This window comes from Parabacteroides sp. AF39-10AC (assembly GCF_003635405.1).
In the GTDB taxonomy this organism is placed as follows: Bacteria; Bacteroidota; Bacteroidia; order Bacteroidales; family Tannerellaceae; genus Parabacteroides; species Parabacteroides distasonis.
This window is the reverse complement of the sequence record NZ_QTLP01000033.1, coordinates 5,734-20,247: the sequence shown is the minus strand read 5'-3', so window position 1 is coordinate 20,247 and position 14,514 is coordinate 5,734. Positions and strand designations below refer to the sequence as shown.

Sequence of the window (14,514 nt, the reverse complement as noted above, 5' to 3'; positions counted from 1 at the left end):
TCAGATCGTTAGATACATAATTTTTCCATGGCCGAGACCATGGGGGTAAGGATTCGATACCGGATCCGGTTGTGTTGTTTGATGTCTTTCTCCAGACTACAGACGGAGAAGAGGACGGCATAACATAAATTCTCGTCGTAATCTCCCGAAAGATGCTTGACCATGATACTTTTTAAGTCGGCTAAAAGGGCCTCGATGGTATCTTCCGTACGTTGCTCGGAGGTGATTTGCAATCCATCGATCGTTCGCGCCGGTTCTTTTCCCAGCTTTTTACTTAACGACATGCAGTAGGGGAACCATATCTTATCATCTTTCTCAATGCGGGCGATGAGTTCTTCCTTGAATGAGGAGAAGAAGCGTCCTATCAATCCAAGAGTAGGATTGCCGGGCGTACTCATCGAGATAAAGGAACCTAGATGGCGTTCTATATTGGGGAGCTGATAACGTAAATAGTATTGGTTCGTCTTTGTCAGGTAATCAATAATCTGCGATGTATGGAAAGTTTGTAACTTCTTCTCCGGAAAATACTCCTCGTTGAGGAAGGTATTGATCACTGTCAATAAAAAGTCCGTATCCAGCGAATGTTCTTCACAGAGCGTCTTCACCGATTTGTCGCCAAGCCCGAGACGAATCCCAAACCGGTTGATTACGGGAATGAGTGAGGGGTGTTCTTCCACCACCTCACTCAATTGCATATTTGGGTATACTAAAGGCATCTTATCAAGCTTGTTCCCATTGTTCACGTAATAACTTGACGGCGGCGGGGACTACCACGTTACGGTCTCCCTGACATCCGCACTCGAAACTTACGTAGTTGTTATAACCAATCATTTTCAATCCCTTGAAACCATTGATATAGTTATCGGCATCTCCATCCTCACCCGGCATGCTGCGACGTTTGCGGCTGGCCACGTGTACGTGTTGGAGATACTCTCCACCGGAGATAAAGGCTCCCATATCAGAGGTCTCTTCCCATGTCATATGCCAGAAGTCGCCCATGCAACGTACACCCGGATTATTGATATCCCGGCATAAAGAGGCGGCGTCGGCTACTTGACGTAGATAAAAACACTCTTTTCGGTTCAAAGGTTCAAAGATGACGCTAGTCCCATGCTGGGCGGCGAAAGTTCCCATCTCGTTGAATTGCTCGCAAAGGAAATCCCGTGTCTCCATCGTATGAGGCAAGGCGGGGACTTGACCATTAAAGGCAGGAACGATAATCACGCCCGTAGAACCTAATTCACCGGCTGCGGCGATGATCTCTTTCATCGTATCCATGCATTCCTTGCGGATGGCTGGATCGGTAGAAAGAATAAAGCCTTTGAAGCCGGCGCAAATGGCACTCACTTTGATATTACGTCCGTTTAAGGCCTGCTTGATCTCGTTTACCCGGCTGGCTAATCCTCCGCCACCCGGCTCAAAACCTACAACGCCCAACTTCTCCATAAAATCAAGTTTCTCGTTCAAACTTTCACCCGGGGCGATTCCCTCTTGGAAAGAAAGCTTTAATTCAAGGTCCTTGCCGGGCTTGTCGCTCCCTTTTTCTCCTTTGGCAGTGTTTGCCGACTTGGAAGAGCAGGAGGCCAAGGCCGTACTTCCTACCGCTAAAGCAGCGCCGGATAAGGAGGTTCTTAAAAAGTTTCTTCTATTTAATGTCATAAACAGTCTGGATTATTTCTTGTCGATTGGTTTACCCGGAACAGGAACGACGAAGCCGCTCATATCCATCTTTCCTAAGTTCAAATCTTTCGGAGTGTAATCCAATGCTGAGGCAGTCATGGCATCCCAAGTGGTCTCGGCACCCGTGTAAGCGGACTCACGACCCATGATTGCGGCCATATTGGAGATAGCAGTCTCAGAAGCTTGCTCGATTTGTTTACCACCACGGATGCAGTTGATCCAGTTTACATGCTCTAATGTATACGGGTCAGTTTGCTTGAAGTTCGCTTTTTCGGCCTCACTATCATATTTCCAGATAACGTTTCCTGCCAAATCCTTGATCTCCATCGTGTCACTGCTCCATGATCCCTTGGTTCCTTGGATGAATTCGCTTACATTATTTGCACAACCATCTATCTGGCGGCACATACTATGCATATGGATACCATTTTCCATTGTGAAATCAACGCTGAAGTTATCATATTGGTCGCCAGTGATACGACGGTGGCGAGAACCGAAACCTACAGCCTTGACTGGTTTCAATCCGCTGAACCAAGTGAATACATCTATATTATGTACGTGTTGCTCTACGATATGGTCGCCGGAAAGCCATTTCCAGTTTACCCAGTCTTTGATCATATATTCGCAATCGTTCCATCCCGGTTGACGATCCCGATACCAAAGCATATTCTGATTCCAGTAAACCGTACCGCCCGTGATCTCACCGATCAATCCTTCCATGATCTTCTTGTAAGACTCGACATAACTGCGTTGGTGATGGCGTTGAGTACCGGTTACGACACATAAGTTCTTTGCCGCAGCTTGTTTTGCGGTAGCCATAATGGTACGGTAACCAACCGGATCAACACAGATAGGTTTCTCTAAGAAGGAATGTTTGCCCTTTTCTGTGGCGTATTGGAAATGAACTGGACGGAATACGGGAGGAGTGGCGACGATCACTACATCTACACCGCTATCAATCACTTGTTTGTATGCATCCAAGCCGACGAAACGTTTATCAGCCGGTACATCAATTCCTTTCTCATCTTTTAATTTCTTTGCCAAATCATCGACACGTTCTTGGAACGTATCGCCTAAAGCCACGATCGTAACGCCGTTCGCAGCGTTCAAGAAGTTAAAAGCGGCTCCGGAACCACGTCCGCCACAACCGATTACACCAGCTTTTAGTTCTTTTCCATCAGTCGCCAGATCTGGTAATTCGGGCACGTAATAAGTACCGGGTTCTTTCAAAGGCTTTATTGCGTTCGCACTTTCACCTCCACCACAAGAAGTTAATACACCAACTGTACTACCTGTTCCAATTGCTCCAAGCGCACCCGCTAGGGCTGAACTTTTCAGAAATGATCTTCTGCTAATGCTGTTCTCTTTTTTCATGATATTATTTTTTAGACACTATTTATTAGGTTCACATACAACACGGAAACCGATTCCTCTGATATCGGAGTACCACCAGATACTCTTCGGTTGTTGCGGATCGGTTTTTAACCAAGCTTCATGTTTGGTATAATCACGGGAAGCGCAGCGAAGATCTGCCGCATCGGAGGTGTAATTACCGCCTCTCACTACCCACTCAGTACCTTCGGTAACCAATGGATCTGTGGCGCTACTTCCGCTTTTAGCGTAAGCTTCAGGATCATACTTGTCGGCACAATATTCCATTACATTACCCAACATATTCTTTAAACCAAAGGGATTGGCTTTTACTAAATCCGGTTCTTGCGTCTTGTTTTTGCTGTTCTTGCTATAAATCACATAAGAACCTATACTATCAGTCTTTGCGTCGAAAAATTTACGCCAGAAGCCTTGATCGGAGAAATCTTTTGGATTGCCCGTAAAGAAATAAGGCGTTTCCGTGCCGCCACGTGCCGCATATTCCCATTCCGCCTCGGTCGGTAAACGATAAGTCTTTCCTGTTTTCTTGGATAACCATTGGCAGAAAGTCTCGGCCGCATAATGAGTCATTGTAATAGCCGGGCGATCTCCACCACCCCAGCCTTGATCCGGAAAACCGAACGGAGGTGTAGGACCGGAGATGGCATCGACATTCGGATTACTGTTATTTGCGTATACGGTCTCTGGAGGGGTACGGCCCTCACTCATCGTATTCCCATAGAAAGCCCAGTATTGATCCCAAGTCACCTCGACCTCAGCCATGAAAAACGGACTGACAGTTACGTTGTGTACAGGCGACTCATCTGCTTTATGAAATGCCTCTTTTTCCTCACTACCCATTTTGAATGAACCTCCGGGGATAGCAATCATCTTGAATGAGACCATTGTTCCGGGAATTTGTTCTACATAGTCGGTGAAAGAGGTAACTGTAGTTGGTTCCTTAAAAAACAAACTGGTATCCGAAGATGCCCCGGATGTATTTTGTCCTGGTATACCAACCATCTTGGAGTGATTGTAGTTCGGATTGTAATGTCCTGCATCCAAATGGCAACTAATACATTGTAGATCTAGCTTTTTCTCATTCTCATCATAATATAAATGTGCCGTTACACCATCATCGGTAATTCCTTCGGGGAATAAGTTCTGATGGCACTCCTTACAAGATTCATTGGGGATATATTTAACGGCGTGTTCCAACTCGGACTTAGTTTCCCAATTGAAATCCGCGCTGTCTTTAGTCAAGTATGACCAAACATCTTTCATACCCAATTTAGCCTTTGCGCTATAATGTTTCCAAGTATTTGTTTGGGGTGGGAGGTGACAAGCTACGCAATGTGTCTTAACGCCACTTCCATTATTTACATGCTTGGAAAGTTTCCAACTGTTTTCTACGTGAGGATGCACGTGGCACATCATACAAGATTCATCTGTCGAGAAATATACAGATGTTTTATAAAGGGCGATCATAATCCCAGCTCCCAAAAATAATCCGAGGCACAGGATAAACGCCTTACTTTTGAAAAAATACTTTTTCCTCTCAGACGAGTATCGATTTGAAAATTTGTTAGTTGTCATCTGTTTCTATGGTATACGATTTACACTAAGTCTCAATTAGATTTAAAATCGGCAATAAAAGTAGTATATTCCTTTATATATTGAAAGAAAAAATAGTCTCTTTAACGAAAAATGTTGTCTTATTTACGCTTTTTTATCGCAATGGGAAGAGAAGGAGAATAATAAAAAAGCGGCAACACATATTCATAGTGTTGCCGCTCATGCACGGAAGGAGAGGCTCGAACTCCCGACACCTGGTTTTGGAGACCAGTGCTCTACCGACTGAGCTACTTCCGTATTGCGGGTGCAAAAGTAGTTTAATAATTTGAATATGCAAGTAAAATATGAGAAAAAATAGTCTGCTTTTTAAAAAGGCATTTAGATTATATTTAGTATGTTTGCCAAATCAAAGAAAAAGGAGTGGGAGTTTTTGTGCGAGATATCAAAGGGTTGCTTGAATCTGTGTCGGTAGATAACAGGGGAGCTTTCGAACGTTTTTATAATTTATATTATGATCAGGTTTTTCGCTTCGCTTATTATTGTTTAGGCGAGAAGGAGGCATGCCGTGAAGTTGTGACAGATGTTTTTTTCTCGGTCTGGCAATCCCGGAAACGATTAAAGGATATTGATAATATAGATACCTATTTATATATTTCCGTACGTAACGAGTCTTTTCGTTTTCAAGCAAGGAATAAAGACTTGAATAGGGTTTCTTTAAATGAGTTGTTGCCATTAATGGAAGAGGAAGATGAGGGTTCTCCGGAGGAGCATTTGGAGTTAAAAGAGATGAGAGAGATGCTTGATAAAGCGATTGACGAACTTCCTGAGAAATGCCGTCTTGTGTTTTTGATGTCTCGTGAGGAGGGATTGAAAACGAAGGAGATCGCGGAAATATTATCGGTTCAAGAGAGTACGGTTCGTGTACAGATGAAGATCGCTATAGAAAAATTGGTAGCCCGGTTGAAGCCGAGCTTTCCAAATATTTCATTCTCTTTATTGCTGATGTTTATTTTTAATGTGATTTATAGATCTGCTTAAGCTTTCTATATGGGGATATTCCCTGTTAGAAGGAAAGATGATAGTTCTTTTATATCAGTAACGATTTTGTTTGCTCCGGCATTCGCTAGTTCTTCTTCATCCCCGTAGCCGTAAAGGACTCCTATTGAATCTATGTTATTCGCTTTGGCCCCTTCTATATCATATTTACGATCACCGATCATGACTACGTCAGACCGTGTTTTTATATCGGTGCTGTCTAATACATATTGTATTACATCCGCTTTTTCGGAACGGCTTCCGTCGAATGTGCTTCCTCCAACAAATGTAAAATAAGATTCTAAGTGGAAATATTCTAGAATTTGTTGAGCGAAGGGCTGCGGTTTTGAGGTGGCTAAGTAGATTTTCATTTCGTTTTCGGTAAGCAAACGGAGTAATTCATCAGTACCTTGATACAGGGTATTCTCGAAAATACCTTGTTTTGAAAAATATTCCCGGTATTTAGCAATGGCTACATCTGCTTGCTCATCTGTAAACTGATAGAAGTCCTTAAAGGATGTTTTTAATGGTGGCCCGATGAAAGGGCATAAAGATCGTAAATCTTCTACTTCTATATTGAAATAGGAGAGGGCGTACTTTACAGAACTGGTAATACCAATCATAGGATCGGTTAATGTACCGTCCAGATCGAACAATATATGTTGATACCTTTTGTTATTCATTAGATATTAATAGGATTGAAAAAAGAAAGGCAAGATCTCTTTCAAGATTCTTGCCTTTTTGATGAGTCGGGATGAGAAGACTCGAACTTCCGACCTCCACGTCCCGAACGTGGCGCGCTAGCCAACTGTGCTACATCCCGTTTTTTTGTATCGTTGTCTCGATTACGGGTGCAAAGGTACACATTGTTTTTGAACCTGCAAGAGAAAAGTGGATTTTTTTGCAGGAAAAATAGATAATTTACTGTCCTGTGAATTTTTCTTTCAAAACATTTGCTGGATTAAAAATAATACCTACCTTTGCACCCGTAATCGAAACAACGATATACAAAACGACATGATGGTGCCATAGCTCAGTTGGTAGAGCAAAGGACTGAAAATCCTTGTGTCCCCGGTTCGATTCCTGGTGGCACCACTTTTTAAGAAGGCAAAACGATGTAAATCCCTGAATTTCAAAGAAGTTTGGGGATTTTTCTTTTCCAAGAGTAAGCAAAATTAGTGGGATTGAAGCAAACTATACGTCCTTATTCAAGGGACTGTTTTCAAAAGCCCGAAATGTTCCACTGCGAGGTATTTACTTCATTCTTTTACAGCACGTTGCACTATTTTACATAACAGGGTTCTCGGTTCGATTTCCTAACTTTGTATCATTAAAAATCGAGCCGTATGGAAAGAAAAAGATTCAGCGTGTTGTTCTTCATCAAGCGTAGCAAACTGTTAAAAAACGGGGAAGCACCCGTGCGTGTGCGTGTCACTTATGACCGCCTATACGTGGAACTTCAACTAAAGCGGAGCGTAAAAGTCCCACTTTGGTCACAGGAAAAAGAGAAATCGACAGGCAAAGACCGCAATTCCGTGGAACTAAACCATTACATTGACGCCCTGCGTGTGAAATTCTATCAGATTTACCAAGACTTGGAACTGGAGGGAAAGATTATCTCCGCACGTGCCATAGTGAACCGCTATCAGGGAAAGGACGAGACTTTCAAGACATTGTATAATGTATTCAAGGAACACAACGACAACTGCCGGAAGCTAATCGGGACGGACTATGCCGACATCACCGTAAGACGTTACGACAATTGCCTTAAATACCTCATGGAACTGGTTAAACGGGATTACAAGGTAGATGATATGTTACTGCGTGAGGTAAACGGGGAACTGGTACGCAAATTCGATTTATACCTAAAGACGGAGAAGCATTGCGCACAGAATACCGTTATCCGGTACATGAAATGTTTTAAGAAAGTGATAAACCTTGCCATTGCCAACGAGTGGCTGACAAAGAACCCGTTTGCCGGAATCAAGTTTCACGAGGTGGAGGTAAACAAACAGTTCCTAAGCCAAGCCGAGATAAACCGGATATGGCAGAAAGAGTTCAGGATTGAACGGCTGGAACTGGTACGGGATGTCTTTATCTTCTGCGTATATACCGGGCTGGCATTCATAGACGTGTATAACTTGCGCCCCGAACACGTTTCAGAGGACAGCAACGACAACCTGTGGATAGTGAAACCCCGTGAAAAAACAAACAACCTCTGTAACATCCCGCTTTTGAGCATTCCCAAACAGATACTTGAAAAGTATAAGGATAACCCCTACTGCATGGATAAAGGAACTTTGTTGCCCGTTCCCTGCAATCAGAAGATGAACAGCTACCTGAAAGAGATTGCCGACCTGTGCTGTATTAAAAAGAACCTGACCACGCACACAGCCCGGCACAGTTTCGCTTCGGTTATCGCACTGGCTAACAACGTGTCACTGCCGAACGTGGCTAAAATGCTGGGGCATTCATCCACCCGAATGACGCAGCATTATGCGAAAGTATTAGACCAAACGATACTAAGGGATATGCAAGCCGTTGAGAAACAGCTATCCGTATAACCACGAAGAAGCCAGCAACACGGTTTTCAAGAAAACGTGATTGCTGGCTTTTAATCAAACAATATAGAAAACAAGACAGCTATATTTCAATACTTCAATATTTCAAGAAAGCAAGACATCAATAAAACAAGATTTCATGTTTTCAAGATTTCATTTTCTGTAATGTCTTTCCAGCAGGTCTAAAATCTCGCTTTCACGATAGATGATTTTTCCCGGAAGCTGCACGTAGCCCAGCAGCCCCGTGTCCCTGTAATCCTGCAACGTCCGTTTGCTGATGCAAAGCCGCCTGCACACCTCATCACCCGTCAGGTAGTGTTCACCGTTCAATACCGGGCGATAGTTCATTACCACGTACTCCACGTTTTCCAGCACCCTGTCGAGGGAGGAAAACAGTACCAGCGTGGTTTCGGAATCTTTCGTTATCAAATCCATACGCCTACTTTTTAGAATTGTCCCTTACTTGGTCGAGCAGAAAGGCTTCCACGTCCGAAGCCTTGTAGTAAATCTTATTGTTAATCTGCGAATAAGGCAGTTTTCCCGTATCACGGTAAGTCTGCATCGTCCGGGCTGAAACGTTCAGCAAACGGCAAGTCTCGCAGTTATCCAGCCACTTGTCACGCTTCCTGCGTAAAGGCACGCAGAGCGCATCCACACGACCCACAAAATTTTCAAACCTCTGTTTCCATAGTTCAAACGTTTTCTTTTCAATCGTCACTATTTCCATAACCGATATATTTATTCTTGTCAATACTCCGTTTTTCTTCACTGGTGCAAATATATAAGGCTGAATGACAGGTTGTTTCTTCCTGTCCGCAAATGACCTTACGTGTCCGAAAATGTCCACCGCCAACCCAACAACAACACGAAAGAAATGAACCGATAACAAAAAACCTGTTTTTTCTCCACTCCCTAAATAAGTAAGGTAATGAACACAAAGCCGTTTTCCATTTGCCGACATTAATTTGGCGCAGAGCGAAGCAAAGCGATTCCAAACGGCTGACGCTTTGTTTTTTACCGATTTTTCTTATTTTATTTGTGGTGCTAATTCAAAAAACAAGCACCTATGAACAATCCTTTCGAAGAAATTTTCAAGCGGCTGGAGAACATCGAAAAGATGATTGCCCCGGTCACGGGCGCACAGCCCGAAGAACGGCAGGACGGAAAAGAGCCTGTGTTAGTCAAAATATCCGTTGCCAGCGGCATAACCGGGTATTCGGTCAATTACCTGTATCATTTAGCCAGCAAGGGGATGATACCGTGTGTCAAGCGTGGGCGTACCCTGCGTTTCGACATGGAGGAACTCAAAAAGTGGATGCAGCAGCAGTATGTCCCGGCTTCTAACAGACTTCCCGATGAAAAAGAAAAGAAGTGATGAAACACGGCATATCGAGGGCTGGCAGTCCAAGAACGAGCGCATCGAAAGCCTGTTGAACGTCCTGTATGATTTCCGGTTCAACACCGTAAAGAGCCGGACGGAATACCGGGCTGCGGGTTCTTCGGACTTGTACCAGCCCGTTACAAAATTCGCCCTGAACACTTTCAGGCGCAGGCTGGACGCAACGGCTGACATTGCCACCTCGACCGACAACATACGCATGATACTGGAAAGCGACTTCGCAAGAAAGGCTCACCCCATACAGGAGTATTTCAATGCCCTGCCCTTACTGAATCCTGCCGAACACGGGCATATCGGCAGGCTTCTGAACACGGTACAGGTAGCCAACCCCGGCAAATGGGAGGAATATTTCACGAAATGGCTTATCGGTGTGGTAGCCAACGCGATGAACGACACAGGGTGTCAGAACCATACCTGTTTGGTGCTGACCGGGGATAGGCAGGGGCAGTTCAAATCGTGGTGGCTGGACAACCTTTGCCCGACACCGCTTAAGAACTACCTGTTCACCGGGAAGATAGACCCGCAGGGCAAAGACATCCTGACACTGATAGCCGAATACCTGTTCATCAACATTGACGACCAGCTAAAGGAACTCAACAAGCAGAACGAGAACGCATTGAAGAACCTTATCACCACCCCGGCGGTGAAGTACCGCAGACCGTATGATATTTACATAGAGGAATACCCCCACCTCGCCAGCTTCATGGCTTCGGTGAACGGCAACGAGTTCCTGACCGACCCGACAGGCAGCAGGCGTTTTTTGCCGTTCGAGGTGCTGCACATAGACAAGCCCACGGCAGAAAGTATTCACATGGATAACGTCTATTCCGAAATTATGTACCTGTACCGTCAGGGCGTGCGCTACTGGTTCAATGATGCGGAGATTGAAGAACTGCACCTGACAAATGCGGAATTTGAGGTACAGACAATCGAGTTTGAGATGCTGACACAATACTTTGAGAAGCCGACAGAGGAGGAAGAAGCCCTGTTCTTCATGACAACGGCACAGGTACTCGCATACCTGCGTAATATATCCCCCGTCCAGCTATCCGAAAAAAGGCTGGGCGAATCATTGCGGAAAATCGGTTTCAAGCGGGTACAGAAGCGCATCAACAACAACCATTATCCGGTATATGGGTACAGGATAAAGCCCGTTCCGGCTTCCCGTACAGGGGATGATTACGGGTAGAACCGGAATGTAGTAGCTTCTACATATTGTTTGATACATACATAACAATTTAATAAACAATAGTTTACCAATTATGTAGTATGAAGTAAGATAGAATCCCAAACTTTTGGAAAATCCGGGAAAAAGAAAAAACGGCAATATAATATATAGAATATATTTATTCCTTTTTTAAAGGATAAATAATTACTATGTTACTACATGTACTACAATCCGTTGAAAAAGAAAAAGATAGATGTAGTAGTGTCCCGTGCTTCTTCTTACTCGCTTCTTGCTTCATTATTACTATCGTTAAATAAAAAAATAAAGATTATGACCTACAAGGAAGCCAACAATATCAGTATCAAGGATTACCTGAACTCTTTGGGAATCCAGCCCGTCACGGAAAAAGGAAGTTACGGGATGTACCGCAGCCCCTTACGGGAGGACAACACGCCGAGTTTCAAGGTGGATTATAACGCCAATCTATGGTGTGACTACGGAACTGGCGAGGGCGGGACGCTCATCGACCTTGTGATGAAGCAGAACGGGTGCAACGCCTACGGTGCTATCTGCCGACTGGAGCAGGACGACACTACCTCTTTTTCCTTTCACGGGAAAGACCTGCCCGAAAGGGACACGAAAAGGCAGGCAGCCAGCCCGATAGAGATACGCAGAATACAGCCGTTACAGAATCCGGCACTCATGCGCTACTTGCAGGAAAGGGGGATTTCCCCCGGAACGGCAGCCCCATACGTGCAGGAAATGTATTACCGCATCGGTGGCAAGCCTTATTTTGCGCTGGCGTTCAGGAATGATTCAGGAGGTTACGAGCTTCGCAATCCCCGTTTCAAGGGCAGCACATCGAAAGACATCACCCATATAAGGCAGCAGGGAGAGCCGAGAGAGAAATGTTTGGTATTCGAGGGCTTTATGGACTATCTTTCTTTCCTCACACTCCGGATGAAGAACTGTCCGACCATGCCCGACCTTGACAGGCAGGATTATGTCATACTCAACTCTACCGCCAATGTGCCGAAAGCCATTGACGTACTGTTCCCGTATAAACGCATCCACTGCATGCTCGACAATGACGAAGCAGGATTTCGGGCAACACAGGCTATCGCTTTGGAATATTCCTACCGTGTGCGTGACTTCTCGGACAATTACAGGGGTTATTCGGACTTGAACGACTATCTGTGCGGCAGGAAACAGGAACAGAAAAACAGTACCAGCCAAGCGCAGGAAATAAAGCAGGAAACCGGACAACGTGCCACCCCAAAACAGAAAAGGGGCAGAGGCATTTAGTCCGGCAGGATTACCAACGGTAAACGGTATGATTAGGGAGAGCAAGGTTATGTTTCGGTAGACCGAAACACCTTGCTTTGCTTGACAGCAAAGAAAATTTCTCCCGTTGGTCGCAATTTTTAAGATACCACCTAAAAGCAAAAACACATGACAGGGATAAGGAACAAACCGGGAGGTCGCCCGGCAAAAAGCCGGATAGACAAGCAGAACCGGGTAGTCAGCACGAAACTGACCGAGTTACAGTTCTACGCAATCAGGAAGCGAGCCACCGAAGCCGGGCTGCACGTCAGCGAGTACGTCCGGCAGGCTGTCGTTTCGGCAGAGGTAACGCCTCGGCTGAACAGGCAGGATGCGGACACTATCCGCAGGCTGGCGGGCGAAGCCAACAACATCAACCAGTTGGCGCACCGGGCGAATGCCGGAGGGTTCGCACTGGTAGCCGTGGAACTGGTGAAACTCAAAAACAGGATTGTTGAAATCATAAACCAACTGTCGGATGATTGGAAAAATAAAAAAGGGAAGCGGATTTAAAGGCTGCGTGAACTATGTACTCGGCAAGGAACAGGCGGCTTTGCTTCATGCGGAGGGAGTGTTAGCCGAAAGCAACCGGGACATCATACGCAGTTTCATACTGCAAGCCGGGATGAACCCCGACCTGAAAAAGCCTGTCGGACATATTGCGCTAAGCTATTCCCCAGTGGACGCACCCAAGCTGACAGACGGGAAAATGGTACAGCTTGCGCAGGAGTACATGCGTGAAATGAAAATCACCGATACGCAGTACATCATCGTGCGCCACCAAGACCGGGAACATCCGCACGTGCATATCGTGTTCAACCGCATAGACAACAACGGCAAGACCATTTCGGACAGGAACGACATGTACCGCAACGAGCAGGTATGCAAGAAGCTGAAAACCAAACACGGGCTTTATTTCGCTAAAGGCAAGGAGCATGTAAAGCAGCACCGTTTGAGAGAGCCGGACAAATCCAAATACGAGATTTACAATGCCGTAAAGGATGAAATCGGGAAATCAAGGAACTGGCAGCAGTTACAAACCCGGCTGGCAGAAAAGGGTATCGGGATTCATTTCAAGTACAGGGGACAGACTGGCGAAGTACAGGGCATATCCTTTTCCAAAGGCGAATACACGTTCAAGGGTTCGGAGATAGACCGCAGTTTCAGTTTCTCCAAGCTGGATAAATGTTTCGGGGATGCGGGGCTGAACACTACCGAAAGCAACCGACAGACGGTTTCCGCACCTGTTCAGGAGCTATCGCAGACACTGGGCAAAATCGACAGTCCGTTACTGGCAGACTTGGGCGGTCTGTTCTCCGCCCCGTCCTCTCCGGCTGATGAAACGCCCGACAATCCCGGTGAAAGAAAAAAGAAGAAAAAGAAACGACACTTAAAATTATAGGGACATGGAAAATAACTTAATTTTGGCGGGGCTTCTCTCCATGGTTACGGAACTGAAAGAACGGCAGGAGAAGCAGGTAACGCCAGCCAGCCGGGAGGAAACGATTAACCGACTGGACGTTATCGAACAGCGCATTTCGGAAATGCAAGGTAAATCCGGCATTACTGAAAACATGGCGCAGGAGATTCTAAACCAAATCGGCAGTATCGGAAAAGGGCAGTCCGAGAACCAAAAACAAGACCTTGAAGATATAAAGGGGCTTATCGTGACCTCGCACCGATATTTCAAGGAGCGGTTAAAGGTGTTGTTCCCGGCTGATGATACACCGACCGGAGAAACAACGCCCGTTTCATGGCATGACAAACTGATATACCGGGTAACTCCCTACCTGAAGCCCAAGTTCTTTCTTCTTTCAGCAGGTTTTATTATCTGTATCACTTCGCTAATCTTGAATATTCGTTTTACGGAACGGATGCATCGGTTACAGGACAACGATATAAAATACCGCTATATCCTGATGAAAGGAAAGGCAGACGGCAGCAGCCTTGATTTGCTGGAAACGAAGTTCAGCCGGGAACGGGACAACGCTTTCATCCGAAGCCTGACCGATTCGGTGAAAGGCTTTGAATACCGCAGCAGGAAACAGGCAGAAGCGTTGGAACGGGCAAGACTGTTGAACGAACAAGCCGAGCAGTTAAGGGAGGAAGCCGACAAATTAGGCAAACCATAAACCAAAAGCAAAGCCGGAGCAGAACCGCCCCGGCTTTTTAATTCACTTCTTTTTCTTTGTGCAGTGTTCTTTCTCGAACTGGCGCAGCGTGGTAACGCTGAACCGCTCCTTGATGAACTCCCGGACATCGGAAGCCTTGTAGTACACTTTTCCGCTGATTGTGAAGTACGGCAGCGCACCGATAGCCCGGTAGCGTTGCAGGGTCTTGATACTCACCTTGAAGAGCAGGCACAAGTCCTGATTATCCAGCAGGTTGTCATCTTCGGGCAG

General features: G+C 45.6%; 16 protein-coding genes and 3 tRNA genes. 9 read left to right on the top strand and 10 right to left on the bottom strand.

Features of this window, described 5'->3' with window-relative positions:
* Window positions 1-8: 8 nt before the first annotated feature.
* The 5 genes from DW033_RS21510 to DW033_RS21490 form a co-directional block, all read right to left on the bottom strand.
* The gene (locus DW033_RS21510) at window positions 9-695 is read right to left on the bottom strand and encodes a hypothetical protein (protein ID WP_005868596.1); all 687 of its coding nucleotides are present in this window, start codon (window positions 693-695) and stop codon (window positions 9-11) included.
* Window positions 696-720: 25 nt separating this feature from the next.
* On the bottom strand, window positions 721-1,659 hold the full coding sequence (locus DW033_RS21505) for a sugar phosphate isomerase/epimerase (RefSeq protein ID WP_005858715.1): 939 nt from the start codon (window positions 1,657-1,659) through the stop codon (window positions 721-723).
* 12 nt (window positions 1,660-1,671) lie between these two features.
* Complete coding sequence (locus DW033_RS21500) at window positions 1,672-3,054, bottom strand: Gfo/Idh/MocA family oxidoreductase (protein ID WP_005858713.1); 1,383 nt, start codon at window positions 3,052-3,054, stop codon at window positions 1,672-1,674.
* An 18-nt stretch (window positions 3,055-3,072) separates the two neighbouring features.
* On the bottom strand, window positions 3,073-4,647 hold the full coding sequence (locus DW033_RS21495) for an SUMF1/EgtB/PvdO family nonheme iron enzyme (protein WP_005858711.1): 1,575 nt from the start codon (window positions 4,645-4,647) through the stop codon (window positions 3,073-3,075).
* A gap of 203 nt (window positions 4,648-4,850) precedes the next feature.
* Window positions 4,851-4,923: transfer RNA gene (locus DW033_RS21490), tRNA-Trp, on the bottom strand.
* A gap of 135 nt (window positions 4,924-5,058) precedes the next feature.
* Here DW033_RS21490 and DW033_RS21485 point away from each other — a divergent pair.
* Entirely contained in the window at window positions 5,059-5,664 is a 606-nt protein-coding gene (locus tag DW033_RS21485) for an RNA polymerase sigma-70 factor (protein ID WP_005858709.1), read from the top strand.
* A 5-nt stretch (window positions 5,665-5,669) separates the two neighbouring features.
* On the opposite strand, the gene DW033_RS21480 is transcribed toward DW033_RS21485, so the two are convergent.
* Together DW033_RS21480 and DW033_RS21475 are read right to left on the bottom strand one after the other, a co-directional pair.
* A complete protein-coding gene (locus tag DW033_RS21480) occupies window positions 5,670-6,344 on the bottom strand; it encodes an HAD family hydrolase (protein ID WP_005858707.1) in 675 nt (224 codons plus the stop codon).
* Window positions 6,345-6,410: 66 nt separating this feature from the next.
* Window positions 6,411-6,484, bottom strand: a tRNA-Pro gene (locus DW033_RS21475).
* A gap of 199 nt (window positions 6,485-6,683) precedes the next feature.
* On the opposite strand from DW033_RS21475, the gene DW033_RS21470 reads away from it, so the two are divergent.
* Window positions 6,684-6,756, top strand: a tRNA-Phe gene (locus DW033_RS21470).
* 251 nt (window positions 6,757-7,007) lie between these two features.
* Window positions 7,008-8,225: a site-specific integrase gene (locus tag DW033_RS21465; protein ID WP_117963071.1), complete on the top strand. Its 1,218-nt coding sequence runs from the start codon at window positions 7,008-7,010 to the stop codon at window positions 8,223-8,225.
* Between the two features lie 150 nt (window positions 8,226-8,375).
* Here DW033_RS21465 and DW033_RS21460 read toward each other — a convergent pair whose 3' ends face one another.
* Entirely contained in the window at window positions 8,376-8,657 is a 282-nt protein-coding gene (locus DW033_RS21460) for a helix-turn-helix domain-containing protein (RefSeq protein ID WP_024988805.1), read from the bottom strand.
* A 4-nt stretch (window positions 8,658-8,661) separates the two neighbouring features.
* Window positions 8,662-8,949, bottom strand: coding sequence for a helix-turn-helix domain-containing protein (locus DW033_RS21455; RefSeq protein ID WP_025815054.1), 288 nt, complete (start codon window positions 8,947-8,949; stop codon window positions 8,662-8,664).
* 339 nt (window positions 8,950-9,288) lie between these two features.
* Between DW033_RS21455 and DW033_RS21450 the strand changes: the two genes are divergently transcribed.
* From DW033_RS21450 to DW033_RS21425, 6 genes are all read left to right on the top strand, one after another.
* Window positions 9,289-9,597 carry a helix-turn-helix domain-containing protein gene (locus DW033_RS21450; protein ID WP_024988792.1) on the top strand — a complete coding sequence of 103 codons (309 nt, stop codon included), beginning with the start codon at window positions 9,289-9,291 and terminating at the stop codon, window positions 9,595-9,597.
* Complete coding sequence (locus tag DW033_RS21445) at window positions 9,578-10,810, top strand: VapE domain-containing protein (RefSeq protein ID WP_117952102.1); 1,233 nt, start codon at window positions 9,578-9,580, stop codon at window positions 10,808-10,810. The genes DW033_RS21450 and DW033_RS21445 overlap by 20 nt, the downstream gene beginning before the upstream one ends.
* 309 nt (window positions 10,811-11,119) lie before the next feature.
* Window positions 11,120-12,094 (top strand): toprim domain-containing protein, encoded by a 975-nt coding sequence (locus DW033_RS21440; protein ID WP_025815052.1) that lies wholly within the window; start codon window positions 11,120-11,122, stop codon window positions 12,092-12,094.
* A 147-nt stretch (window positions 12,095-12,241) separates the two neighbouring features.
* Entirely contained in the window at window positions 12,242-12,625 is a 384-nt protein-coding gene (gene mobC / locus DW033_RS21435; protein WP_118217038.1) for a MobC family plasmid mobilization relaxosome protein, read from the top strand.
* Window positions 12,591-13,514 carry a relaxase/mobilization nuclease domain-containing protein gene (locus DW033_RS21430; protein WP_117963067.1) on the top strand — a complete coding sequence of 308 codons (924 nt, stop codon included), beginning with the start codon at window positions 12,591-12,593 and terminating at the stop codon, window positions 13,512-13,514. Before mobC ends, DW033_RS21430 begins: the two co-directional genes overlap by 35 nt.
* A gap of 4 nt (window positions 13,515-13,518) precedes the next feature.
* Window positions 13,519-14,244 carry a hypothetical protein gene (locus tag DW033_RS21425; protein WP_122383133.1) on the top strand — a complete coding sequence of 242 codons (726 nt, stop codon included), beginning with the start codon at window positions 13,519-13,521 and terminating at the stop codon, window positions 14,242-14,244.
* Between the two features lie 42 nt (window positions 14,245-14,286).
* Here DW033_RS21425 and DW033_RS21420 read toward each other — a convergent pair.
* Window positions 14,287-14,514, bottom strand: a 228-nt coding sequence (locus DW033_RS21420) for a helix-turn-helix domain-containing protein (RefSeq protein ID WP_147423691.1), incomplete at its 5' end; no start/stop codon positions are given.